The sequence below is a fragment of the Corynebacterium sp. MSK039 genome, from assembly GCF_030232315.1.
In the GTDB taxonomy this organism is placed as follows: Bacteria; Actinomycetota; Actinomycetes; order Mycobacteriales; family Mycobacteriaceae; genus Corynebacterium.
The window spans coordinates 354,995-377,783 of record NZ_JASPJL010000001.1 but is presented as its reverse complement, the minus strand read 5'-3'; the positions used below and the strand labels follow the sequence as shown (position 1 = coordinate 377,783).

At 65.6% G+C, this 22,789-nt stretch carries 20 protein-coding genes and 1 tRNA gene; 16 read left to right on the top strand and 5 right to left on the bottom strand.

From position 1 onward, the window contains the following. Positions 1-148: 148 nt before the first annotated feature. Positions 149-1,288 (bottom strand): YihY/virulence factor BrkB family protein, encoded by a 1,140-nt coding sequence (locus QP997_RS01695; protein WP_070757841.1) that lies wholly within the window; start codon positions 1,286-1,288, stop codon positions 149-151. 184 nt (positions 1,289-1,472) lie between these two features. Between QP997_RS01695 and QP997_RS01690 the strand changes: the two genes are divergently transcribed. Continuing rightward, a tRNA-Glu gene (locus QP997_RS01690) sits at positions 1,473-1,548 on the top strand. A gap of 142 nt (positions 1,549-1,690) precedes the next feature. Here QP997_RS01690 and QP997_RS01685 read toward each other — a convergent pair. Together QP997_RS01685 and QP997_RS01680 are read right to left on the bottom strand one after the other, a co-directional pair. Continuing rightward, positions 1,691-3,691: an OPT family oligopeptide transporter gene (locus QP997_RS01685; RefSeq protein ID WP_284846005.1), complete on the bottom strand. Its 2,001-nt coding sequence runs from the start codon at positions 3,689-3,691 to the stop codon at positions 1,691-1,693. 59 nt (positions 3,692-3,750) lie between these two features. Further along, the gene (locus tag QP997_RS01680; protein ID WP_210398579.1) at positions 3,751-4,554 is read right to left on the bottom strand and encodes an IclR family transcriptional regulator; all 804 of its coding nucleotides are present in this window, start codon (positions 4,552-4,554) and stop codon (positions 3,751-3,753) included. Between the two features lie 90 nt (positions 4,555-4,644). On the opposite strand from QP997_RS01680, the gene leuC reads away from it, so the two are divergent. Further along, positions 4,645-6,096: a 3-isopropylmalate dehydratase large subunit gene (gene leuC, locus QP997_RS01675; RefSeq protein ID WP_070761968.1), complete on the top strand. Its 1,452-nt coding sequence runs from the start codon at positions 4,645-4,647 to the stop codon at positions 6,094-6,096. Positions 6,097-6,149: 53 nt separating this feature from the next. Beyond that, positions 6,150-6,755 (top strand): 3-isopropylmalate dehydratase small subunit, encoded by a 606-nt coding sequence (gene leuD, locus QP997_RS01670; RefSeq protein ID WP_070758822.1) that lies wholly within the window; start codon positions 6,150-6,152, stop codon positions 6,753-6,755. A 120-nt stretch (positions 6,756-6,875) separates the two neighbouring features. Here leuD and QP997_RS01665 read toward each other — a convergent pair whose 3' ends face one another. Continuing rightward, positions 6,876-7,886 carry an NUDIX hydrolase gene (locus QP997_RS01665; protein ID WP_284846004.1) on the bottom strand — a complete coding sequence of 337 codons (1,011 nt, stop codon included), beginning with the start codon at positions 7,884-7,886 and terminating at the stop codon, positions 6,876-6,878. Positions 7,887-8,012: 126 nt separating this feature from the next. Here QP997_RS01665 and QP997_RS01660 point away from each other — a divergent pair, with 126 nt between their 5' ends. Beyond that, the gene (locus QP997_RS01660) at positions 8,013-9,011 is read left to right on the top strand and encodes an NAD(P)H-dependent glycerol-3-phosphate dehydrogenase (protein ID WP_284846003.1); all 999 of its coding nucleotides are present in this window, start codon (positions 8,013-8,015) and stop codon (positions 9,009-9,011) included. 66 nt (positions 9,012-9,077) lie between these two features. After that, complete coding sequence (locus tag QP997_RS01655; protein WP_284846002.1) at positions 9,078-10,169, top strand: D-alanine--D-alanine ligase family protein; 1,092 nt, start codon at positions 9,078-9,080, stop codon at positions 10,167-10,169. Between the two features lie 106 nt (positions 10,170-10,275). Here QP997_RS01655 and QP997_RS01650 read toward each other — a convergent pair whose 3' ends face one another. Then, positions 10,276-11,403 (bottom strand): DUF3515 domain-containing protein, encoded by a 1,128-nt coding sequence (locus QP997_RS01650; protein WP_284846001.1) that lies wholly within the window; start codon positions 11,401-11,403, stop codon positions 10,276-10,278. A 29-nt stretch (positions 11,404-11,432) separates the two neighbouring features. Here QP997_RS01650 and QP997_RS01645 point away from each other — a divergent pair, with 29 nt between their 5' ends. From QP997_RS01645 to QP997_RS01595, 11 genes are all read left to right on the top strand, one after another. Continuing rightward, the gene (locus QP997_RS01645) at positions 11,433-12,410 is read left to right on the top strand and encodes a thiamine-phosphate kinase (RefSeq protein ID WP_284846000.1); all 978 of its coding nucleotides are present in this window, start codon (positions 11,433-11,435) and stop codon (positions 12,408-12,410) included. 31 nt (positions 12,411-12,441) lie between these two features. After that, positions 12,442-13,077, top strand: a complete 636-nt coding sequence (locus tag QP997_RS01640) for a uracil-DNA glycosylase (RefSeq protein WP_284845999.1) — start codon at positions 12,442-12,444, stop codon at positions 13,075-13,077. Between the two features lie 10 nt (positions 13,078-13,087). After that, a complete protein-coding gene (locus QP997_RS01635) occupies positions 13,088-14,662 on the top strand; it encodes a DAK2 domain-containing protein (RefSeq protein ID WP_284845998.1) in 1,575 nt (524 codons plus the stop codon). Next, a complete protein-coding gene (locus QP997_RS01630; RefSeq protein WP_284845997.1) occupies positions 14,663-16,894 on the top strand; it encodes an ATP-dependent DNA helicase RecG in 2,232 nt (743 codons plus the stop codon). 72 nt (positions 16,895-16,966) lie between these two features. Beyond that, the gene (locus QP997_RS01625; RefSeq protein WP_284845996.1) at positions 16,967-17,530 is read left to right on the top strand and encodes an RsmD family RNA methyltransferase; all 564 of its coding nucleotides are present in this window, start codon (positions 16,967-16,969) and stop codon (positions 17,528-17,530) included. Positions 17,531-17,604: 74 nt separating this feature from the next. Then, the gene (coaD, locus tag QP997_RS01620; RefSeq protein WP_070758831.1) at positions 17,605-18,099 is read left to right on the top strand and encodes a pantetheine-phosphate adenylyltransferase; all 495 of its coding nucleotides are present in this window, start codon (positions 17,605-17,607) and stop codon (positions 18,097-18,099) included. Positions 18,100-18,202: 103 nt separating this feature from the next. Further along, entirely contained in the window at positions 18,203-18,937 is a 735-nt protein-coding gene (locus tag QP997_RS01615; protein ID WP_070758832.1) for a F0F1 ATP synthase subunit B, read from the top strand. An 84-nt stretch (positions 18,938-19,021) separates the two neighbouring features. Then, entirely contained in the window at positions 19,022-19,597 is a 576-nt protein-coding gene (locus QP997_RS01610; RefSeq protein WP_284845995.1) for a YceD family protein, read from the top strand. Then, complete coding sequence (rnc, locus tag QP997_RS01605) at positions 19,581-20,318, top strand: ribonuclease III (RefSeq protein ID WP_284845994.1); 738 nt, start codon at positions 19,581-19,583, stop codon at positions 20,316-20,318. Before QP997_RS01610 ends, rnc begins: the two co-directional genes overlap by 17 nt. Then, a complete protein-coding gene (mutM, locus tag QP997_RS01600; RefSeq protein WP_284845993.1) occupies positions 20,311-21,180 on the top strand; it encodes a bifunctional DNA-formamidopyrimidine glycosylase/DNA-(apurinic or apyrimidinic site) lyase in 870 nt (289 codons plus the stop codon). Before rnc ends, mutM begins: the two co-directional genes overlap by 8 nt. 69 nt (positions 21,181-21,249) lie before the next feature. After that, positions 21,250-22,755, top strand: a complete 1,506-nt coding sequence (locus QP997_RS01595; protein WP_284845992.1) for an alanine/glycine:cation symporter family protein — start codon at positions 21,250-21,252, stop codon at positions 22,753-22,755. Positions 22,756-22,789 lie beyond the last annotated feature (34 nt).

Genomic DNA, 22,789 nt, shown 5'->3' with positions numbered 1-22,789 from the left:
TGTGAGTATCACCGCCTACCGAAAACTTCATGTAGCGTGACCCGAAACTGTCCAACAAAATGTCCGCGTCCCCTTTTTGTCACTTAACCCAGGAGGGCGGTCAGAAGCGCGTCTCAGGCGGTGGGATGGAAAGAGTAAAAGCCGCCCGCTAGTCGTCCTCAGCGTTCCGTACGCGGCGCTGGAAGTTTACGGCTTGGGCCTGCAACGTTTCGGCGAGCTGCTTCTCACCATCCGCGGCACCCGAGGCTCGGGGCGGGGCGAGGATGAGCTCGGTGGAGTCGTAGCCCGCCGCGAGCTCCCGGGCACGCGCGAGCTCAGCGTCCAGCTGCAGGCCTAGCAGCAGCACGTTATTTGCCATGAAAAGGCAAAAGAAGCCGCCGATGATGCCGCCTAGCGCCCCGTACATGCCGATGTGCAGGAAATTATTCAGGTAAGTCCGAAAGCCCTCCCCGATCAGCGTGAGGACAACCAGCGCGCTCACAGAGCCCGCAGTGAACAGGCGGAAACGCCCTTGCCTGACGTTCGGGGCGACGTGATAGAGCAGCGCGATGAGCATCTGGGAGAGCCCGAAGATCACCGGCCACCGCAGCCACGTCCACAGCGGCAGGAAATAGTCGAGCATGAAGGTGCGCAGGCCAGCCAGTCCCAAGGGATCGGCGATGTGGGTGAAGAAGGGGGAGAGGAGCTCCTCGCGGAGGAAGAAACCCGCCGCGATCAACACAAGCCCCGCAACCAAAGCGATGGTCAAGCCCCACATCACGAGCCAGGTCCGTAGGATCGACCGGCCCTCCTCGCGGCCGTAGAGCGCGTTCGCGCTGCGGGAAAACGCGCGAACATAGGCCGAGGAGGAGAAGAGCGCGAAGAGGACGGCGAAGATCAGTGTGATCAGGGAGCGCTGCGTGGTGCCGATGATCGCCTCGATGATGTTCGACGCCTGAGCCGCGAAGTCTGCCGGGATGTTGCGGTTGATGAATTCGCCGGTCACGCCCAGCACCTGATCGCGATTCTGGTCGAGTACCAGCATCACGATCGCGTAGAAAGCCATGAGGGTGGGGATCGCGGTGAAGATGGAGTAGAAGCTCAGCGTCGCGCCCTTATCGGGAAGCCCACGGTAGAAAAACTCCGTGTACAGCCGCTTGGCGATCATGCCCCATGCCTTCGGGCCAGGAAAACGATGCTCGCTGGTGACCTCTGCTGAGTAACGATCCGGAGAAATCGCCTGTCGGTCCGTGCCACCGCCGGCCGGCATTACGAGCGAGTCGGGGGTGTCATTCTCGGAACGGGTCATTGGCATCCTTGGCGCATCGGCGACACTACTGCTTTCATGCTAACGCGAGAACTCCCTAAAACCCGGCATTGACCAGCGGATTAGGAGAGTTGAGGCAGTGGCCTGTAGGCTTTGTTCTCGATCACAGAGCTGGTTGCTGTTACATCGGTACGCCGGTAGAGAGCTAGTTTTGTGTGTCCTATGCGCCCCGTTCGTCTAGCGGCCTAGGACGCCGCCCTCTCACGGCGGTAACACGGGTTCAAATCCCGTACGGGGTACCAAGAAGAACCTCCCACCACTTGATTGTGGTGGGAGGTTTCGCGTTTCCTAGGCTCAGCCCCCGTTAGCCGTTGATCACACTGGCGCTAAAGATTCCGCCCCGCTGCTGTGCAGCGGGGCGGAACGGAGTAAGGGGGGGGGACTTTAAGCCTGTGTCTGGTCAACCTTCTTGAGGCGGGAGTAGACCAGAGCAGTGAGCCCGACGAAGGCGATGATGCCGATCCACTGCGCCGGTCCGGCGAAGCTCTCGCCGACCACGGCCAAGGCGTCGCCGTTGGAGGTCGCCGCAATGATGCCAGCGTTGATGACTCCGAAGAGAGATTCGCCGACGATCAGGCCGGTGGCCATGAGGACGCCCATGCGCTTGCTGCGCTGCGGATTAGCCTGCTTGTCGGCCCACTTGTTGTAGACGTAGCCCAGGGCAGCGCCGATGGGGATGATCAGCGTGAGAGAGGCCGGAAGGTACATTCCCATGCCCACCGCCAGAGGTGGCAGGGAGTAGCGGGAGGCCTTGCTCAGGACCTCGTTGATGACGATCACCACGGCGCCGATGGCCGCGCCCAGGCCGATGAGCCCCCAATCCAAGGAGTCTCCGAAGATGCCCTCGGCGACGGAGCTCAGCAGTGCAGCCTGAGGCGCTGCGAGAGCGTCGGGGCCGGCGCCCGGAGCGCCAGCAAAGCCGAAGCCCTTGCGCATGAGCTCCATGATCGGCGGGATGATCGCAGAACCGAAGATGACACCCAAGATGAGGGCCACCTGCTGCTTCCATGGGGTGGCGTCGACCAACTGGCCGGTCTTGAGGTCCTGGAGGTTGTCATTGGAAATCGTCGCGATGCCGAAGACCACCGACGCGGTGAACAGGGTGTAGGCGACGAGTGCGGTGGAGTCGGCCTCCCCGCCCACGACGACCTTGATCAGCAAGGCAGCGGACAACACGACGATGATGCCGACGCCCGAGATGGGGGAGTTCGAGGAGCCGATGAGTCCGGCCATGTAGCCACAGATCGACGCGACGATGAGCCCCACCAGGAGGGTGTAGATAATCGACAGGGCAATGAGGCCGGTCATGTGGTGCGTGATGGTGGTGTCCTTCACGAAGAGCCACAGGAGCAGGCCTACTGGCAGCATCGACGCCAGCGTGACCCCGGCGACGATGGGGAACGGGATGTCCCTCTCGGTGAGGTCCACAGTCTGGCCATCGTGGCGGGCACGAGAGGAGGCCAGAGCCTCCTTGATGCCACGGATGATGGGGCCGATGATCTTCAGGAGGGTCCACACCGCGGCGATGGCCATGGTGCCTGCGCCGATGAAGCGCACTTCGGAGGAGAAGGTGGCCGAGACAATCTCAGAGATGTCGCCCTCGGCCGGGATGAGGCCCGAAGTGCGCAGCGGCATGAGCGCCCCGTAGGAGATGATCAGGCCAACGATCATGGCGACACCGACGGACATGCCGACGAGGTGACCGACGCCGATGAGAGCCAGCGAGAGCGAGCCACCCATCATCGTGGCACCTGGGCCGAGGCGGAAGTAGGAGGACACCGAGGATGCTGCGAGCTTCATGGCGGAGAGGATCGACATCACTGCTGAGGCGATGGAGCCAAGGATGATCAGACGCAGCCCCGTCTTGTTTTCCTCAGCGGAGTCCTGGTTCTGGGTGTCGCCGACCTTGAGCACCTCGGCGGCTGCCACGCCCTCGGGGAAGGGGAGGTCTGAGCCCGTGACCAGCGCCCTGCGTAGCGGAATGGAGAAGGTCACGCCGAGGATGCCGCCGATGGCAACCATGGAGGCGGTGGTCCAGTAGGGGAAGCCCTGCCACCAGCCGACCATGATCAGGCCGGGGAGGACGAAGATGATCGCCGAGAGTGTGCCTGCCGCCGAGGCGATGGTCTGCACGATGTTGTTTTCCTGGATCGTGTGATCCTGGAAATTGCGCAGAATGGCCATGGAGATCACGGCCGCGGGGATCGAGGTGGCGAACGTCAGACCGACGCGCAGCCCGAGGTAGACGTTGGCTGCCGTGAAGATGAGCGTGATGATGCCGCCGAGGAGAACCGCGCGGAGGGTGAACTCTCGGACGGGGGAGCGGCGGGGCGCTGCAGGGTCTGTGCCTACAGCCGCATTACCGGTGCCTGTTGAGCTGGACATGGGGTGAACTTTCTGGTCAAAACTTCATGTTCTGACGATGATGGTAGACCCCACAAGCCCTAGAGATGAATCTCGATTTCCTTTGCCGTCTGCCGAAGCGCGTCCCCGAACTTCTCGGCGGGGGAGTCACCCATGCGGGCGACGGGCCCGGAAACGGATAGTGCTGCCACCATCGTGCCGGTCGAGTCGAAGATCGGGACGGAGGCGGAAGCCAGGCTGGCGTCGCGTTCTGCAACGGATTCTGAGATCTGGGTTTGACGCACGCGCTCTAGCTCCGCGGCGCTGTACGCGGCGGTGGGGAGCACCGCCTGCTGCAGCGAGACGGGAGCCCAGGCGACCAGGATGCGGGCAGCGGAGCCGGCGTTGAGCGTCATCCGGGTGTTGCGAGGAACGGTGTCGCGAAGGCCCGTGGCAGGTTCCGCGTTGGCCACACAGAGTCGCTCGAAGCCGGAGAGCTGGTAGACCTGGACGGATTCCTTGGTCTGCTCCACCAGCTTCGGGAGTAGGTGCTCGGCCGCTTCCTCCAGGCGCGGGCTGGTGCGCGGGGCGAGCTCGGCGAGCGCGGGCCCGGCTGTCCACTGACCGTCGGCCTGGCGCTCAATCAGCCGGTGTTTCTCCAGTGCCACGGAGATCCGGTGGGCGGTTGCCCGTGGCAGGCCGGTTTCGTCGCAGACTTCCGAGAGGTTGTGCGGACGGGCTGCGATGATGGAGAGGATGTAGACCGCGCGGTCGAGAACCTGGATGCCGCTGATCGCCGGGATGTCTGGCTTCTCGGCGCCAGCAGGGTGCGCGTCCCCAGGGTCGACCCCCAAGTGGGGTGGCTGCGGTGCCGAGTTGGTATTTCGCTCAGATGTATATCCCATGATTTGATACTATACATTCCATCAAGTGGAACTGGCGAACTTTCGGGTGACTCCCGAGGTTCGCAAGATTCTGGAAATGAGGAGAGCGTAGTGAACACCACAACTAATACCACCCGCGGCGCAACAGAAAAGCCGCTGACGCTCGCCGAGAAGGTCTGGCGCGACCACCTCGTCGCCAGTGGATCGGACGGCGACCCGGACCTGCTGTACATCGACCTCCACCTCGTCCACGAGGTTACCTCGCCGCAGGCCTTCGACGGGCTGCGCCAGGCAGGTCGGCCCGTCCGTCGTCCTGACCTGACCATCGCAACCGAGGACCACAACGTCCCCACGACCGGCGTCGTCGGTGGAAACCTGCTGGATATCGAGGACCAGACCTCCCGCCTGCAGGTCTCGACCCTGCGCAAGAACGCCGAAGAGTTCGGCATCCGCCTGCACTCTATGGGGGACATCGACCAGGGCATCGTCCACACCGTCGGCCCACAGCTCGGCCTGACTCAGCCGGGCATGACGGTGGTGTGCGGTGACTCCCACACCTCCACCCACGGTGCCTTCGGCTCCATCGCCATGGGCATCGGCACCTCCGAGGTCGAGCACGTGCTGGCCACCCAGACTCTGCCGCTGAAGCCCTTCAAGACCATGGCCATCGAGGTCAGCGGAGAGCTGCAGCCGGGTGTCTCCGCCAAGGACCTGATCCTCGCCATCATCGCGAAGATCGGCACCGGTGGCGGCCAGGGCCACATCATTGAATACCGTGGTGAGGCCATCGAGAAGCTGTCGATGGAAGCCCGCATGACCATCTGCAACATGTCCATCGAGGCCGGCGCCCGGGCCGGCATGGTTGCTCCCGACCAGACCACCTTCGACTACCTCGAGGGCCGCCCGCACGCCCCGCAGGGCCAGGACTGGGAGGACGCCGTCGAGTACTGGAAGTCCCTCCGCACCGATGAGGGAGCGGAGTTCGACACGGTCGTCCACATCGACGGCTCCAGCCTCACCCCGTTCATCACCTGGGGAACCAACCCGGGCCAGGGCCTGCCGCTGGGCGCGACCGTGCCCGCGCCGGAGGACTTCACCAACGACACCGACCGCGCCGCCGCCGAGAGCGCCCTGGAGTACATGGATCTGACCCCGGGAACCCCGCTGCGGGACATCCCGGTGGACGTGGTCTTCCTGGGTTCCTGCACCAACGCCCGCATCGAGGACCTGCGCGCCGCCGCGGAGGTTCTGGACGGCCGGAAGGTTGCGGACAGCGTCCAGATGCTCGTCGTCCCGTCGTCCACGCGAGTCAAGCAGCAGGCAGAGGAGGAGGGCCTGGACAAGATCTTCCTCGCCGCGGGCGCTGAGTGGCGCACCGCAGGCTGCTCCATGTGCCTGGGCATGAACCCGGACCAGCTGACCCCCGGCCAGCGCTCCGCCTCGACTTCCAACCGCAACTTCGAGGGCCGCCAGGGCAAGGGTGGGCGCACCCACCTGGTCTCCCCGCAGGTCGCAGCGGCAACCGCCGTGCAGGGCACCTTCGCAAGCCCCGCCGACCTCTAAGCGAACACGTCACCCACAAGTTCACCCACGGAACCCACGAAGGAAGCCACACCATGGAAAAGTTCCACACCCACACCGGTGTCGCAGCGCCCCTGATGCGCTCCAACGTCGACACCGACCAGATCATCCCCGCCGTGTACCTGAAGCGCGTGACCCGCACCGGCTTCGAGGACGGCCTGTTCGCTGGCTGGCGCCAGAGCCCGGACTTCGTCCTGAACCAGGATGCGTTTAAGAACGCCTCCGTGCTGGTTGCGGGACCGGACTTCGGCACCGGCTCCTCCCGAGAGCACGCCGTCTGGGCGCTGATGGACTACGGTTTCCGCGTTGTCCTCTCGTCCCGCTTCGCGGATATTTTCAAGGGCAACTCCAGCAAGGCCGGGCTGCTGGCCGCTATCGTCGAGCAGTCCGACATCGAGCTGATGTGGAAGCTCATCGAGCAGAACCCCGGCATCGAGATGACCGTGAACCTTGAGGATCGCACCGCGACCCTGGGCAGCCACACCTTCAACATCGAGGTGGATGACTACACCCGCTGGCGCCTGATGGAGGGCCTGGACGACATCGGCCTGACCCTGCGCAAGGAAGAGCAGATCGCCGAGTTCGAGTCTCAGCGCCCGAGCTTCAAACCGAAGACTCTGCCAGCCCGCACTGCGGACTAAGCGGCAGCAAAGTCGAAAAGACCCCGCCCCGGTCGGCCACAGAGCCGATCAGGAGCGGGGTCTCGCCGCTATAGGGCGGCAGGTCACCGGCAATGGGCACCAGGTGCCCGGCCAGCCGGATTACTTCACCGGCAACGCGCTAGCTAGGTAGTCCGCACCCAGCAGTTGATCATCCTTGAAGTGCAACACCCACACGCTGCCCTTCTTCACGCGCACGTCCTCGACCTCGATACCGCTCTCGGAAAAGAGGTTCTCCAGCATCGCCGGAATCGCCGCCCCCTGGGAGGACACGGCGGCAACCTTGCGCTGCTCAACCGTGGCCTTCAGCGCAGCAACAGCCGCCGGGACGTCCGTCACGACCTGATCGTCGGAGAAGGTCGAGGACACCGTCAGCGGAAGGTCGAAAGCCTGGGAGAGCGGGGAGACCGTGTCGAAGCAGCGGTCCGGGCGCGCCGAGAACACCGCCGACGGCCCATAGGCCCCCAGCTGGGAGACGAGCATCTCGGACTGGCGACGGCCACGCTTATCCAGAATGCGCTTGTCGTCATCACCGCTCCACGTCCGCCGTGGCAGCGCGCGGGCGTGGCGCGTCAGCAGGACCCGGCGGTTCGCTCCCAGAGCCAGCAGCTCCAAAGCAGCATCCAAAACCTGCTGATCGAGCGGGTAAGTCAGCGACTTGCGCGCCTTCTTCGGAGACAACCAACGCAGCTCGTCGACCTCGTCGTCCACATCATCGTTGCCCTCGAAGTAACCGTCCACGGCCTCCGCGGTCCAGTAATAAACCACCTTCGTGCGCTTGCGGACGGGGTAGTGGACGTAGCCCAGCAACCAGCCGAGCTCCACGCGGTAGCCGGTCTCCTCCAGGATCTCCCGGAACGCGGTGCCCGCGAGGTTCTCTCCCGGGTCGACCTTGCCCTTCGGCAGCGTCCAGTCGTCATAACGGGGGCGGTGCTCCACCGCGATCTCCAGCTCACCCTTCTCGTTGCGGCGCCACAGAACCGCGCCGGCAGCGAACGTCGGGCGCTCGAACTCTTCGGTGGGGTGGGAGCCGATGCGGGCCACGTGGCCGCGCCCATTGATGGACCTCGCCAGGGATGTGGATAGGTCGCCGTCGCCGTTGTTCGTGATCACGAGGAAAATCCTCCCGTCCGGGGACTAGAATTGGGAAGCTGACTTAACAACAGTGATCCTATACGAGGCCATGCAGGATCAGATACGTAGGTATTCGGGACATAAAATTTAGGCGGTGTTCGCACGATGGTGCAGGTAGCAGTGATGGGGGCTGGTTCGTGGGGGACGACCGTGGCGAAGGTTTTCGCTGACTCCGGCAACCCCGTCATCCTGTGGGCTCGCCGCGATGAGGTTGCCGCCGACGTCAACGACAATCACCGCAATAGCGCCTACCTCGGGGACGTGGACCTTCCCGAAGGCCTTTCGGCGACGACGCACCCCGCCACGGCACTTCACGGTGCGGAGATCGTCGTGCTCGGCGTCCCCTCCCAGACGCTGCGCGGCAACCTGAACAGCTGGCGGGAACACATCGAGCCGAATGCCACGATCATCAGCCTGGCCAAGGGCATCGAGTACGAGACCGGGATGCGGATGAGCCAGGTCATCGCGGACGTCGCTGGGGTCGCCAGCGACCGGGTCGCCGTGCTCACCGGTCCGAACCTCGCCAAGGAGGTCGCCCAGGGCCAGCCCGCCGCCACCCTCATCGCCTGCGAGGACGACGACCGCGCCCGCTTCGTCCAGTCCGCCGTCGCCGCGCCGTATTTCCGCCCCTACACCAGCCAGGACGTCCTGGGGGCCGAGGTCGCTGGTACCTCCAAGAACGTCATCGCGTTGGCCGCGGGTATCGCCGCGGGCTGCGGCTTTGGAGCAAACACCAATGCCACCGTCATCACCCGCGGGCTTGCCGAGACCACCAGGCTTGCCCTCCAGCTCGGCGCGGATGCGCGCACCATGGCCGGGCTCGCGGGCATGGGCGACCTGGTTGCCACGTGTACCTCGCCACTATCCCGCAACCGCAGCTTCGGCCAGCGCCTCGGCGAGGGCGCGGGTCTAGAGGCAGCTGCCGAAGCCACCAAGGGGCAGGTCGCCGAGGGCGTGGTCAGCTGCCGTTCCGTCCAGGCGCTGGCGCGCAAGGCCGGGGTGGACATGCCCATCACGGATGCGGTGGTGCAGGTCTGCTACGAGGACGCCAGCCCCAAGGAGATCATCAACCAGCTGTTGGGCCGCACCCGCAAGCCCGAGTGATAGGGGCGCGCCGTCCCCGCGGTGGGCTACCGCGATTCGCAGGCTTAAGCGGGTAGGGTTAGCGCTGTGACTGCAGCTGAAAAACTCACCGTCGCCGTCGTTTACGGTGGCCAATCGACCGAGCACTCCGTGTCCTGCATTTCCGCGGGCGCGATCATCGACAACCTGGACCCAGAGCGGTTCACGGTCGTCCCCGTGGGCATCACCAGCGGGGGAGCGTGGGTGCCGGGGACCACGGATACCGCACAGTTGCGAGCCGACGGCCGCGAGCTGCCCACCGTCGCCGATCGCGGCGAGCACATCCAGCCCACGCTGGGTGCCGCCGGGGATGCCACCGAATTCCGCTTCGTCACCGGTGACCGCGCCGGGGAGGTCTTCGCCACCGCGGACGTCATCTTCCCCGTCCTACACGGCGCCAACGGTGAAGACGGCACCATCCAGGGTCTCTTCGACCTGCTGGGCGCCCGCTATGTCGGCAACGGCGTGCTGGCCTCCGCCGCGGGCATGGACAAGGAGTTCACCAAGAAGATCGCCCGGGAGGCCAACATCCCGACCGGCCCGGAAGTTGTGCTGCAGGGCCGCGCCGAGCTCACGGACGAGGAGCGCGAGCTGCTCGGTCTCCCGGTCTTCGTCAAGCCCGCCCGGGGTGGCTCCTCCATCGGCATCTCGAAGGTGGACAGCTGGCAGGACCTGCCCGCCGCCATCGAGGAGGCCGCCTCCCACGACCCGAAGGTCATCATCGAGGCCATGATTACCGGCCCCGAGGTCGAATGCGGCGTGCTGGAGCGCGAGGACGGCACCTTGGTCGCATCCTCCCCAGCCATGCTGCAGGGCACCGACGCCGGAGAGGAGGGCTTCTACGGCTTCGACGCCAAGTACCTCGACGACACCGTCAGCGCCACCATTCCTGCCCCGCTCGACGAGGCCACGACGCGCCGGGTGCAGCAGCTCGCGATCGAAACCTACCGCGCCCTGGGCTGCACCGGCCTGGCACGCGTGGACTTCTTCGTCACCGACACCGGCCCGATCCTCAATGAGATCAACACCATGCCCGGCTTCACCCCAATCAGCATGTACCCGCAGATGTTCCTGGCTGATGGTCTGAGCTACGCCGACCTGCTGACCACCCTGGTCGCCGGGGCGCGTCGCCACTCATAGACCCTAAGACAACGGGAAACGCCCGCCACGGTTACCGTGGCGGGCGTTGTCGTGTGCGGAGGATGCCCCGGAATAGCCCGGGACGTTAACCACGCGCCGAGAGGTACTAGGAGCGCTCGGCGCGCTTCGACATGCTCTCGGTAATCGCCTTCGTCACCGTGGGCAGCACATCGCCGCTGCTGAACTGCGGCATCGCGACGGCGACGACCTCCTCGTGGCCGATCGCGTACCAGTGACCGATCGTCGAACCCTGCGCGAGGGCAGGGGCATCGAACCACGGAACGTCGTCGATCTGGGAAAGCCGCTCACCGCGCTCATAGGACTCCGGGAAGGCAACGCCACAGCGAACCACAACCGGCTCGTTGCCATCCTTCTCGGGCTGGTAGACGACCAGAGAATCCGCCGCGGCGCGCTTGGCCTGCTCGATGAGGTCCGAGAGCTTCGGATCCCGCAGCGCGTCCTCGCCGGCCACGGCCGTGGCGTTGTTCTCCATCAGCTCGCCCAACTCCTTGCTGCTCAGGCGACGGAAGCCGGCGATCTCCGCCGGCAGGGCCTCGTCGAAGGAATGGCAGGTCTGCTCATTACGATCCTTGGCTACTGGCTCGTCGGCCAGCGGCAGGGCAGCCGGGGTCACGGGGGATTTAGAGGATGCGACCTCGCCGAGAACGGGGGAGATCTCCGCCACCGCGTCCTTGATGAGGCCGCCGTCTGCCTCGGACGTCACCGCAACGGTCGGCTCCCCAGACACGGAGTACCAAGTGGCCAGGCTGGACCCCGGGGTGGCGTCCTGGGCGATGAACCAGCTCGCCCCTTCAGCCGCGGAGACCGGGCTGATGACGGTGTACTGATCCGGCATCGTGACACCGCAACGGACGGTCAGCTGGGTGCCGTTGGTGTCCCGGTAAGCGACGGTGCCGTCTGGAATCGGATCCAGAATGCCCACCTTGCGGAACTTACCGGCATTCTCCGGGGCCTTCTCCACCAGCTGGGAGCACTCCGCGGCCAACGCATCCGGCGCATCGACAGCACCGACCGAGACGTCCGAATACTTCTGCCGATCCGAAAGAATCTTGGCTCCCCCCAACACCGCGACGGTGAAGACGAGAGCTAGGATCAGACTGATCGTGACGAGTGAACGGGGAGCCCCTGCTCCACGGCCCTGGGCATCAGCCCCCGTAGTCGGGCCCTGCGAGGCGGCCGGGGATGCACCCCGTGGATTACGCTGTGTGCTCATAGGCACACATCTTATAAGGAGGCGGGCGGATGTCCCGATACACCGGCCCCACGGTGCGCGAGGTGGGGGAGGCGGCCACCATCCAGGCGATCCGTCGCGCGGCCCCGAGCGAACTCAACGGCGACGACGCGGCGATCCTGCGACCCACAGCACCGAACTCGCGCCACGTCAGCTGCACCGACATCCTCGTCCTCGGGCGCCACTTCCGGCCCGAATACTCCACGGCCTACGAAGTCGGCGTGAAAGCCATCACCCAAAACTTCGCCGACATCCAGGCCATGGGAGCCCGGCCCACCGCGGCCCTGCTCGGGCTGGCGATCCCGGGCGAGACCCCGCTGAGCTGGGTTAGCGAACTCGCCGAGGGGATTGAGGCTGCCGCTGAACCCTGGGCCGCCGAACTGGTGGGTGGCGACATCGTGCAGGGCAAGGAACTCCTCATCTCCATCACCGCGCTCGGCGAGCTCACCGGCCCCGCACCCGCCCTGCGGGTCAACCGCGCCGCGCCGGGGCAGCAGGTCATCGTGCACGGCAAGCTCGGGCACTCCGCGGCGGGGCTGGACGTGCTGCGCCACTACGGTAGCCGGGCGGCGATCCCGGACGATGAGATCCTGCAGGAACTGGCCAGCTGGCACTGCGCACCCACCCTGGTGGCGGGGCAGGGGACCGTCGCCCGGGCAGCCGGGGTTGCCAGCATGACTGATAACTCCGACGGGCTGATCTCCGACCTCAACCACATCGCGACGTCCTCCGGGGTCACTATCGACGTCGAAAAGGCCAGTATCGCCCCCGACGAGATGCTCCAGCACGCGGCAGACGTCCTGCAGGCGGACCCGTGGAAGTGGGTCTTGAGCGGCGGGGAGGACCACAGCCTGCTGGCCACCACCGCAGCCCGCATCCCCACCGGCTTCCGACGCATCGGGAGCACGGGCTCGCAAACCGGTTCGGGACCGAAGGTCACCATCGATCGCGCCACCCCGGTCTACACCGCGGGCTGGTCCTCACTCTAAGCCGCCCACGACACCCGCTAGGAGGCCCACCATGATCTACGTGCACCCCAATTGGCAGCTGCCCGGGCTGGAAGAAACCCTGCACAAAGCTCAGGCCGCCCACGCGCCGGGCCAGCAGGTCCTCCCGCCGGAGGAATACATCCTGCGGGCCTTCGAAGTCGATCCGGCGGACGTGAAGTGCCTCATCGTGGGGCAAGACCCATATCCCACCCCGGGGCACGCGGTGGGGCTCGCGTTCTCCTCTGAAGGTGAGCAGATCCCGAAGTCCCTGCAGAACATCTTCACGGAATACAGCGAAGACCTGGGCCTACCCCGGCCCACCACCGCGGACCTAAGCCCCTGGCTGGACGAGGGGGTGCTGCTGCTCAACCGGGTGCTCACGGTGCTCGCGGGACAGGCGAATAGCCACCGGGGCCTGGGTTGGGAGGCCATCACCGAGGCCGCGGTCCGCCAGGTCGCAGCCAACGAGCACTTCTGCGCGATTCTCTGGGGCAAACAGGCCCAGCAACTGGCGGGCATCATCGGGCCCGAGCGCTGCATCATGTCCCCGCACCCATCACCGCTGTCTGCCTACCGCGGATTCTTCGGCTCCCGACCCTTCAGCCGTGCCAATGAAATCCTGCGGGCCCAGGGTGCCGATCCCGTGGATTGGAGCCTCGACCGTTAAGCTGGCAGGCATGTCCGAAACGATTTCCGCGCTTGCCGTCACCAATTGGGTGAACCGGGCAGCGATGCTGCTCGAGGAGTCTCAGGCGGAAATCAACCGCATCAACGTGTTCCCCATCGCGGACTCCGACACCGGGTCGAACATGGCCCACACCGTCCGCGCCGCTTGCGAGGAACTCCAGTCGGCGGTCGACGAGGGCACGCTGCCGGAGCCGGAGGACGCCACCGACGCGAACCTCCCAACCATCACCGCGCTGCTGGCCACGGGCGCGGTCAAGGGAGCGCGCGGGAATTCCGGGATGGTGCTGAGCCAGGTATTCCGTGCCCTCGCGGATGCGTCCGCCCAGGGGCCGATCGATGCCGCCGCGCTGGTTCGGATGCTCCGGGACGCCGTGGGCTTTGCCGAGTCCACCATCGCCGCCCCCGTGGAGGGCACGATTCTCACCGTCCTGCGCCAGGCAGCTAACGGTGCGAGCACAGCCCATGAGGCGGGCGAGGGGATGAGCGCGATCGTCGACGCTTCGCTCGATGCCGCCCGCGAGGCGCTATTCGATACCCCCAACCAGCTCGAGGTGCTCGCCGAGGCCGGGGTCTACGATGCCGGCGGGGCAGGGTTCATTCTCATGCTCGAAGCGCTGAAGGACGTCCTGACTGGGAAGTCCGAGGGGACAGCGGTGACAGGCTCCAGCACACGGGAGCACGAGGCACCCGGGGGCGATAGCGCATCTGGTACGCACGCCGAATCCCACGGTGTTCCCGCCGAACTGGAGTTGCTCTTCTTTTTCCACGGCGACGTCGACCCGCTGCGCGAGGTACTCGCCACCCATGGCGACTCAATCGTTGTCGCCCCAGTGTCCGAGGAGCAGGCGAAGGTGCACGTCCACACGCTGGAAGCCGGTGCCTTGCTCGAAAAGGCATTCGGCCTGGGGCAGGTGACCGAGTTACGCATCGAGGTGCTGCCCAGCCAGCCCGGGAGGCTCGCAACCGCGACGCGCCGGGCGTCCCGGCCCATCATCGCCCTGGTGCCCGGCCACAACGAGGGCGAGAAAGGTGCTGTGGGCGATTCCGGTGAGGGCGATGAGCAAGATATTTTCGCGGCCGTGGGAGCCGTCAGCCTCGACCCGGTAGCCAGCGAAGAACAGACCCGCACCGCACTGGAGCAGCTGCCCGACGGTGATATCGCCGTGCTCACCAATGGGGCAGACCCCGCCGCCATCCTGGAGGTAGCCCAGCGGGAGGGCAGTGACCGCCAGCTCAACATCATCGACACCGACTCGCTGGTCGGGGGCCTGGCCGCGCTCGCGGTGTTCGATCCGACGAACGATTGGGAGGACAACACGGCGGACATGCTGGACGCCAGTGTGTCTCAGCGTTGGTGGCAGGGCCCGCCGGAACAGCTGCCGCAGACTGTGGCTGACCTGTTGGCCGATGGTGGGGAACTCGTCACCTTCATCACCTCCGATCCCGCTGTGGCCGACGCAGTGAAAGCCTTCGTGCAGCGTGCTCGCGAACAACACCCCGGCGTGGAGTTCCACGAGCATCACGCCCGAGGCTTGGGCACTGCGGTTCAGGTGGGTGTCGAGTAGATGCTCGGCTGGCAGGACACCCGCCCGCTCACCACGGCGACCACCCCCGACCGGGCGAAAAACCTGGCGGATAAGCCTGGCCTGAAGACCCTTCAGGATGTGCTGCTGACTTTCCCAACCCGCTACGCCAGGCTGGGAACGTCGGACCAGCTGGACATGCTCGTGCCCGGCGAGATGTACACCTGCGTGGCGCAGATCCTGGGGGTCGAGCAGAAAGAGAACTTCTCGGGCCGCGGGCCCCGCACCTTCATCCGCTTCCGCTTCACCGATGGCAGCGTGCAGATGGAGTCCGCGCTCTTCGGTAACCCCAAGATGCACCTGGGGGTGCTCCAGCCCGGCGCGATCCTGCTGCTGCACGGCAAGCTGGATACATTCCGCAACCAGTGGCAGCTGAAGAATCCGAGTTATGTGACGATCGACCCGGGCCCCAGCGCGCGCTTCGGGGCTTATGGCTCGCTGAAGACGATCGTCACCATCGCGGGAAGCCAGGAGGCGGCGGAGGAGCTGCTGCGCATGCCTTACCTGCCTGGTTATCCGCGCAAGCGGGGTACTTCGACCGCGGAGCTGATCGGGGTGGTGGACCAGGTCCTCCGCGGGCCGCTCGCGCCGACACCAGGGGGCGAGACGATCCCGGAGATGCTCCCGGACCCCGCCGCTGTAACGACGAGCGCGGACGGTACCGGTGGGGAGGTTGCCGCCGGTACGGTGCCCGCGTGGCCGACCGGTGCCGACGGTGCCCCGCTGATCCGTTTCGACGCCGCCCTGCGCGGCATTCACCAGCCGCCGGAGGAGGGGCCGGGCGCGGCGATCGAGCGGTTGAAGTTCAATGAGGCCCTCGAGTTGCAACTCATCATGGCGCTGCGGGCGGCGGACTCCACGCGACGCACCTCGCCGCGGGTGGATGCGCTGCATTCCGAGCTGCTGGCCTCCTTCATCCATAGCCTGCCCTACCGGCTGAGCGAGGGGCAGACGAGCGCGTGGGACCGGGTCGCCGAAGCGCTCGATTCCACGGTGCCGGCGAACCTCATGCTGCAAGGAGACGTCGGTAGCGGCAAGACCCTGATCGCCGCGTTGGCGATGGTGGCGGCCGCGGACGCCGGCCTGCAGTGCGCCTTCATTGCCCCGACGGAGGTGCTGGCGGTGCAGCACGCGCAGACCCTGACCCGCCTGGTCGAGGGACTACCGATCACCATCACGGTGCTCACCGGCAGCCAGAGTTCCGAGGTGCGCCGCCGATCGCTGCTGGACATCGTCAGCGGCCAGGCCCACATCGTGGTGGGCACGCACGCGCTGATCCAGGATTCAGTGGAGTTCTTCAACCTGGGTCTCGTGGTCGTCGACGAACAGCACCGCTTCGGCGTGCGGCAGCGCGATTATCTGAAGAACAAGTCCGCGGCAGGCAAGACTCCGCACATGCTGGTCATGACGGCCACACCGATTCCCCGCAGCGTTGCGATGACGATGTTCGGTGATCTCGAACCCATCGTCCTGCCTGGGCTGCCGAGTGGACGAGGTGAGGTGCGCACCGCCGTCGTCCAGGCCGGTCGCCGCGCGTGGGTGGATCGCATGTGGCAGCGAATTTCCGAGGACGTCGCCGCCGGTCACCAGGCTTTCGTCGTGGTGCCGCGCATCGAGGGCGAGGACGGGGTTCTGGCCTGGGCGGAGAAGCTGGCGTCGGGCCCGTTGGCGCACTGCACGGTGGACGTGCTGCACGGCAAGATGGCGCCCGAGGAGAAGGCCGCCGCGATGGCGGGTTTCGCGGAGGGACGCACGGATGTGCTGGTTGCCACCACGGTCATCGAGGTCGGGGTGGACGTCCCGAACGCGACGGTGATGGTGATCATCGATGCCGAAAACTTTGGTGTTTCCCAGCTGCACCAGCTGCGTGGCCGCATCGGCCGAGGCTCGGCCGATGGCTGGTGCATGTTGCACACCACCACGCTGCCGGGGTCTGCCAGCTATGACAGACTTGAGGCGGTCGCAGCGACGACCGACGGCTTCGCGCTGGCCGAGCTGGACCTCGAGCAGCGAACCGAGGGAGATATCCTCGGCGATGATCAATCAGGGGCCGGTTCCCGCCGAGCGAGCCTGCTGAACCTCGCCAGCGATGGTGAGATCATCATGCGGGCCAAGAATTACGCCCGCGAGCTGGTGGCGAAGCAGGAAGAGCTAGCCCGGCGACTCGTCGCCGACATCGAGTTGGAAGACCAGGCGTATATCCAGCGCGGATAGGCTCCTCGGAGCCTTGCAACGCGATCTTAGGGTAGTCGCAGGTGCGTAGAGGAATAGGAGAGCCAAGCACTAATGAGCCGCATCATCGCCGGACAGGCTGGAGGCCGCAGCATCAAGATCCCCAAGCAGGTCACCCGGCCGACCTCCGACCGGGCTCGCGAAGGGCTGTTCTCTTCCCTCGAGGCCCGTTTTGGGCTGGCCGGGGAGGTTGTCCTCGACCTTTACGCCGGCTCGGGGGCATTGGGGCTGGAGGCCGCCTCTCGGGGTGCGGCGGAGGTCACGCTCGTGGAGGCCCTCGACGGGGCTGTTAGCACCATCAAGCGGAATATCGCGACGGTGGGGCATCCAGACACCCACGTGGTTCACGCCAAGGCCAAGACCTTCCTGGCGACTGCGCCGAAGCAGCACTACACGATGGTGCTCGCCGATCCGCCCTATGAGTTGGCCGATGACGCGGTGGCGGAGATGCTGGCAGCACTGATTCCGACGCTGGCGCAGGACGCCGTTGTCGTCGTTGAAAGAAACAGCAAGAGCCCGGAGACGGCATGGCCCGAAGGATTCGAGCCGACGGGGCAGAAGGTGAAGAAGCGCACCTTCGGCATCGCGCGCTTCGATATGGCGATCTGGCGGGGCTGAAGCCGCTCGCATCGAATGGAGGGGAGGGGAGCACCAGGTGCCCGGCGGGGCGGCCAGCGCTACACTAAGACACCATGCGAGTAGTCTGCCCAGGATCTTTTGACCCGGTGACGAACGGTCACCTCGACATCTTCACACGCGCTGCGGCCCAGTGGGATGAGGTCATCGTGTTGGTGACCTATAACCCCAACAAGAACGGGCTGTTCAATGAGCAGGAGCGGGTGGCGCTCATCGAGGCAGCCATCGCAGACCTGCCGGAGGAGCGGCGTCCGAAGAACATTCGGATCGACACGTGGGACCGCCTGCTGGTGGACTACCTCACCGAGAACAACATCTCCGCACTCGTTAAGGGCCTGCGCAGCTCCCTGGACTACGAGTACGAGCTGCCGATGGCTCAGATGAACCAGCGACTCTCGGGGGCGGATACCTACTTCCTGCTCACGAGCCCGGAGTACGGTTACGTGTCCTCCACCCTCTGTAAGGAAGTCGCGAAGTACGGCGGGGACGTTTCGGGGCTGCTGCCGGAGCCAGTGGCCGAGGCTGTGAAGGCGAAGTTCGCCGAATCCTAGTCGGCCGCTCCGCACCGGCCTCAGCGAAAGAAAAAATTGTTAATTCCTGTGACCGGTGTGTTTCTCCGCGGGTGATGCCCTGGAACATGGAATAGTGGGGGACATGTACAAAACCTTCCAAGGCATGGACGATCTCCAGCACATGGTGGAGCAGGCTTATAGCGTGCCCATGACATCCAATTGCATGGTGCCGCGCCGCGAGGTGCTCGACATCCTCGACGAGATGCGTAACGCCATTCCCATCGAGATGGACGACGCCCAGGACGTCCTCGACCACCGCGACAAGATCCTCCACGACGCTGAGGATCGCGCCGACGGCATGGTCGCCGACGCTGAAGCCGAGCGCGACCGGATTCTTGAGGAGGCACACGCCCGCGCGGAGGCGATGGTGCGCGACGCCGAAGAGCGCGCCACCACCACGGTCGCCCAGGCCGAGGACGAAGCTGACCGTCTGGTCACCGAGGCTCGCAACGAATACGACCACGTCACCTCCCGCGCCGCCGCGGAATCCGACCGCCTCATCAAGGCGGGCAACGACTCCTACCAACGCTCCGTGGACGAAGGCATTGCCGAGCAGCAGCGCCTCGTGTCCGAATCCGAGGTTGTCCGCAATGCGGAGGCCGAGTCCCAGCGCATCGTGCAATCCGCCCACGCGGACTCCGACCGCCTGCGCAACGAGTGCGACCGCTACGTCGACTCGACCCTCGCGGAGTTCGAGGAATCCCTCTCGGCAACCCTGCGCAGCGTGGGCCGCGATCGCGCCGCACTGCGCAAGGGTGCCGGCGTCTCCGGGCTGCGCAGCGACTCCAACTACGGGGACCACAGCTACGAGGGCTAAACCTCGGGCTCAACGCGCGGGACGAAGCGAACAGGGCGTCATCCCAAATGGCGGCGGGGAGGCTAAAGCGGGTACAAAAGGGGTATGAGCAACCCCTTCATCCTCGATGTTCAGGACATCCTCGGCCAGCAAGGTGGCCCGGAGCACGTTCACACCACCGGTGAAACCCCGCACAACCTCGGCGGGGAAATGTTCGGAATCGCCCCCGGCACCAGCGTTGATATCGACTTGATCCTCACCAACCTGGGCGAGGCCATCATGGCCCAGGGGACGGTCAGCGGGCAGGCCAGCGTCGAGTGCGGTCGCTGCCTCCGCCGCTTCACGACGGACCTCAGCATCAAGGTCGACCAGGTCTTCGGCATGTCTGCTGACTTCATCACGACCGAGGACGAGGACTCCGACGAGGAGGGCGACGAGTTGCCGCCTCTGGTCGAGGACGACCGCATCGACCTGACGCAGACGGTGCTCAACGAGGCCGGGCTCAACGCCCCGTTCAACCCCGTCTGCGCTGATTACGGGCTCGAGTGCGAGACCAACGTCCCAGAGCCGGACGGCATTTCCGAGGAAGAAGCGGAAGAGGAGAAGGTCGACCCGCGCTGGGCCGGCCTGTCCGCCATTAAGTCCCGCCTGGCCGGGGGTGACGATGGCTCGCAAGCGTAGGCTCACCGGCGAGGCAGCACTTCGCGCCGCATATTCCAAGCACGACCATGCCCCGCTGCTTCAGGCATGGGGGATCGAGCTTTCCGACGAGATGCTACGGTTGGCGCTCACCCACCGTTCCTTCGCGCACGAAAATGACAATGTGCCGAATAACGAGCGCCTCGAGTTCCTCGGCGACGCCGTGCTCGGGCTCTCGGTCGCCGAGCAGCTGTACACGCAGTTCCCGCAGCGCAGCGAGTCCGATATCTCCAAGATGCGCGCGGGTGTGGTGAACATGTATGCGCTCGCTGGCCTGGCCCGCAGCCTCGGACTCGGGGAATATATCCTGCTCGGCCGCGGCGAGATGAAGACCGACGGGCAGGATAAGGACTCCATCCTCGCGGACACCGTCGAGGCAATCCTCGGCGCGATCTACCTGGAGCACGGCTTCGCTGTTGCGAAGGCGACCGTGTTGCGGCTGTTTAAGTCCATGATCGACAAGGCCCCGACCGTGGGGCTGACCATGGACTGGAAGACCACCGTGCAGGAGCGTTTGCGCGAACACGATCTGCCGATGCCGGACTACGAGGTCACCTCCTCCGGGCCGGAGCACGACAAGGTCTTCTTCGCCACGCTCCTGCTGGACGGCAAGGAGCGCACTCGCGGCCAGGGGCGTACGAAGAAGGAAGCGGAGCACCAGGCGGCTCGCGCCATGGTGGAGGAACTCGGCAACCGTGCCTGAGCTGCCTGAGGTGGAGGTCGTCCGCCGCGGGTTGGAAGAGCACCTCCGCGGTGGTGTTATTCACGACGTCGACGTCCGTCACCCCCGCGCCGTTCGCGCCCAGCCTGGCGGGGCAGCGGAACTCGTCGCGCTTCTGGACGGCGCCCGCATCCAGACCATCGAGCGCCGGGGCAAGTACATGTGGCTCGTGCTGGATAGTGGCCACGCGCTGTTCGTCCACCTCGGGATGAGCGGGCAGATGCTGATCCATGCGGCTGCTGATCCGGCTCTGCCCACCACGCACGTCCGGATTTCTGCGCTGGTCGACGTGGGAGAGAAGGATCTCGTGCTGAGTTTCGTGGATCAGCGCACCTTTGGCCAGTGGCAGGTCACGCCCGTCGTGACAGACCCGCACGGGGGCTTTACGGGGGTGCCGGTGCCGGTCTCGCACATCGCCCCCGATCCCTTCGAGGCGGTCTTTGACCCGGTGGTCGTGGCGCGGCGCCTCCGGGCGAAGAAGACCGACGTGAAGCGCGCACTCCTGGACCAAACGCTGGTCTCAGGCATCGGAAACATTTACGCCGACGAGGCGCTGTGGGCAGCAGGCGTTGCTCCCGGCCGACGTACCCGGGGCATGCGCCAGCGCGATGCCGTGGCGGTATTGGAGCAGGCCGAGGCGGTGATGCGCCGGGCGCTCGCCCAGGGTGGGACCAGCTTCGACTCGCTCTACGTCAACGTCAACGGCGCGAGCGGTTATTTTTCCCGCTCGCTCAACGCCTACGGCAGGACTGGGAAGCCGTGCCCCCGCTGCGGGGAACCGATCGCTCGGGTGCAGTGGACGAACCGCTCCTCGCACTTCTGTCCGCAGTGTCAGTCCAGCTAGCGTTCAGAACGGGGCTGGGTAGCGGGCAGGCTATTCCAAGAATTGGTGGCGGAGTTCTACAATGCCCCTATGGAAAAACTCACTGAGCTCGTTGATGGCTCGATCAACGGTGTCATCTGGAACATCATCCCGTGGCTGTTGATCGGCGCGGGCATCTACTTCGGCTTGCGTACCCTCTTCGTCCAGGTCCGCCTGCTGCCCGCGATGTTGAAGGCCGTCGCGGAGAAGCCGCCGGTCGCCCGCGACGAGCAGGGCAACGAGGTCAAGGATGGCGAGCGCGTCGGCATCTCGGCGTTCAAGGCCTTCACGATTTCCGCCGCCTCCCGTGTGGGTACCGGCAACATCGCCGGCGTGGCGCTGGCGATCTCCATCGGTGGGCCGGGCGCGGTCTTCTGGATGTGGATGATTGCCATCGTCGGTGGCGCCACCGCCTTCGTGGAATCCACCCTGGCTCAGCTGTGGAAGTCCCGCGACGCCGACGGCCATTATCACGGTGGCCCGGCGTTCTACATGACCCGCGGCCTAGGCTGGAAGCCGCTCGCCGTCATCTTCGCCGTAGCGCTGTCCTTCACCTACGGCTTCGTCTACAACGCGATTCAGACGAATTCCATCGTCGACGCGGTGGGTGTGTCCCTCAACAGTGACTCCATGACCCTCAAGTTGATCGTCGCGGTCGTCGTCGCCTCCCTGACCGCGCTCGTCATCTTCGGTGGTGTCACCCGCATCGCCAGCGTGACGCAGATCGTCGTACCCCTGATGGCCGTGGCCTACATCATCGTGGGCCTCATCGTCGTGCTCATGAACCTCGGCGAGGTGCCCGGCATGATCGGGCTCATCGTCGGCCACGCCCTCGGTATTAAGCAGGTCGCGGGCGCGGGCATCGGCATGGCCTTCGGCATCGGCATGCGTCGCGGACTGTTCTCCAACGAGGCAGGCCAGGGCTCCGCGCCGAACGCCGCCGCGACCGCGACCGTCTCCCACCCGGTCAAGCAGGGCCTCGTCCAGACCCTCGGTGTATATTTCGATACCCTCGTTGTCTGTACCATCACGGCTTTTGTGGTGCTGCTGGGCCCTGCCGTGGCCTACGGCCGCGACGACATTCAGGGCGTGTCCCTGACTCAGGCCGCGCTCGCCGACTCGGTTGGCGCGTGGGGCGCGCACTTCATTACCTTCATCCTCTTCTTCCTGGCCTTCTCCTCGGTCATCGGCAATGTCTACCTGGCCCAGGCCAATATCGAGTACCTCTCCGAGTCGAAGAAGGTCATGACGATCTTCCGCCTCGGCGTGATCGCTTTCGTGTTCTTCGGCGCCTTCGGCTCCCTGCCGCTGGTGTGGGCGCTGGGCGACACGATGGCTGGCACCATGGCGATCATCAACATCATCGCGATCGTCCCGCTGGGTGGCATCGTCTTCAAGCTGCTGAAGAACTTCAATGATCAGCGCAAGCAGGGTCTGGACCCGGTCTTCCACCGGGATATGCTGCCTGAGGCGAAGAACGTCGAGGTCTGGGACGGTTCCGACTCGGCGACCCGCCGCGGTTGGCTCGAGCGCCGCTCCCTGCGCGAGTTCACCTAAAAGCGACGAGAAGACTGCGCCCGGAATATGGCGA

What these genes read in the sequence shown, in the direction of transcription:
- QP997_RS01695 (WP_070757841.1), bottom strand. Translation starts at nt 1,288, where the DNA reads ATGACCCGTTCCGAGAATGACACCCCCGACTCGCTCGTAATGCCGGCC.
- QP997_RS01685 (WP_284846005.1), bottom strand. Translation starts at nt 3,691, where the DNA reads ATGTCCAGCTCAACAGGCACCGGTAATGCGGCTGTAGGCACAGACCCT.
- QP997_RS01680 (WP_210398579.1), bottom strand. Translation starts at nt 4,554, where the DNA reads ATGGGATATACATCTGAGCGAAATACCAACTCGGCACCGCAGCCACCC.
- leuD (WP_070758822.1), top strand. Translation starts at nt 6,150, where the DNA reads ATGGAAAAGTTCCACACCCACACCGGTGTCGCAGCGCCCCTGATGCGC.
- QP997_RS01660 (WP_284846003.1), top strand. Translation starts at nt 8,013, where the DNA reads ATGGTGCAGGTAGCAGTGATGGGGGCTGGTTCGTGGGGGACGACCGTG.
- QP997_RS01650 (WP_284846001.1), bottom strand. Translation starts at nt 11,403, where the DNA reads ATGAGCACACAGCGTAATCCACGGGGTGCATCCCCGGCCGCCTCGCAG.
- QP997_RS01645 (WP_284846000.1), top strand. Translation starts at nt 11,433, where the DNA reads ATGTCCCGATACACCGGCCCCACGGTGCGCGAGGTGGGGGAGGCGGCC.
- QP997_RS01640 (WP_284845999.1), top strand. Translation starts at nt 12,442, where the DNA reads ATGATCTACGTGCACCCCAATTGGCAGCTGCCCGGGCTGGAAGAAACC.
- QP997_RS01635 (WP_284845998.1), top strand. Translation starts at nt 13,088, where the DNA reads ATGTCCGAAACGATTTCCGCGCTTGCCGTCACCAATTGGGTGAACCGG.
- QP997_RS01630 (WP_284845997.1), top strand. Translation starts at nt 14,663, where the DNA reads ATGCTCGGCTGGCAGGACACCCGCCCGCTCACCACGGCGACCACCCCC.
- QP997_RS01625 (WP_284845996.1), top strand. Translation starts at nt 16,967, where the DNA reads ATGAGCCGCATCATCGCCGGACAGGCTGGAGGCCGCAGCATCAAGATC.
- coaD (WP_070758831.1), top strand. Translation starts at nt 17,605, where the DNA reads ATGCGAGTAGTCTGCCCAGGATCTTTTGACCCGGTGACGAACGGTCAC.
- QP997_RS01615 (WP_070758832.1), top strand. Translation starts at nt 18,203, where the DNA reads ATGTACAAAACCTTCCAAGGCATGGACGATCTCCAGCACATGGTGGAG.
- QP997_RS01610 (WP_284845995.1), top strand. Translation starts at nt 19,022, where the DNA reads ATGAGCAACCCCTTCATCCTCGATGTTCAGGACATCCTCGGCCAGCAA.
- rnc (WP_284845994.1), top strand. Translation starts at nt 19,581, where the DNA reads ATGGCTCGCAAGCGTAGGCTCACCGGCGAGGCAGCACTTCGCGCCGCA.
- QP997_RS01595 (WP_284845992.1), top strand. Translation starts at nt 21,250, where the DNA reads ATGGAAAAACTCACTGAGCTCGTTGATGGCTCGATCAACGGTGTCATC.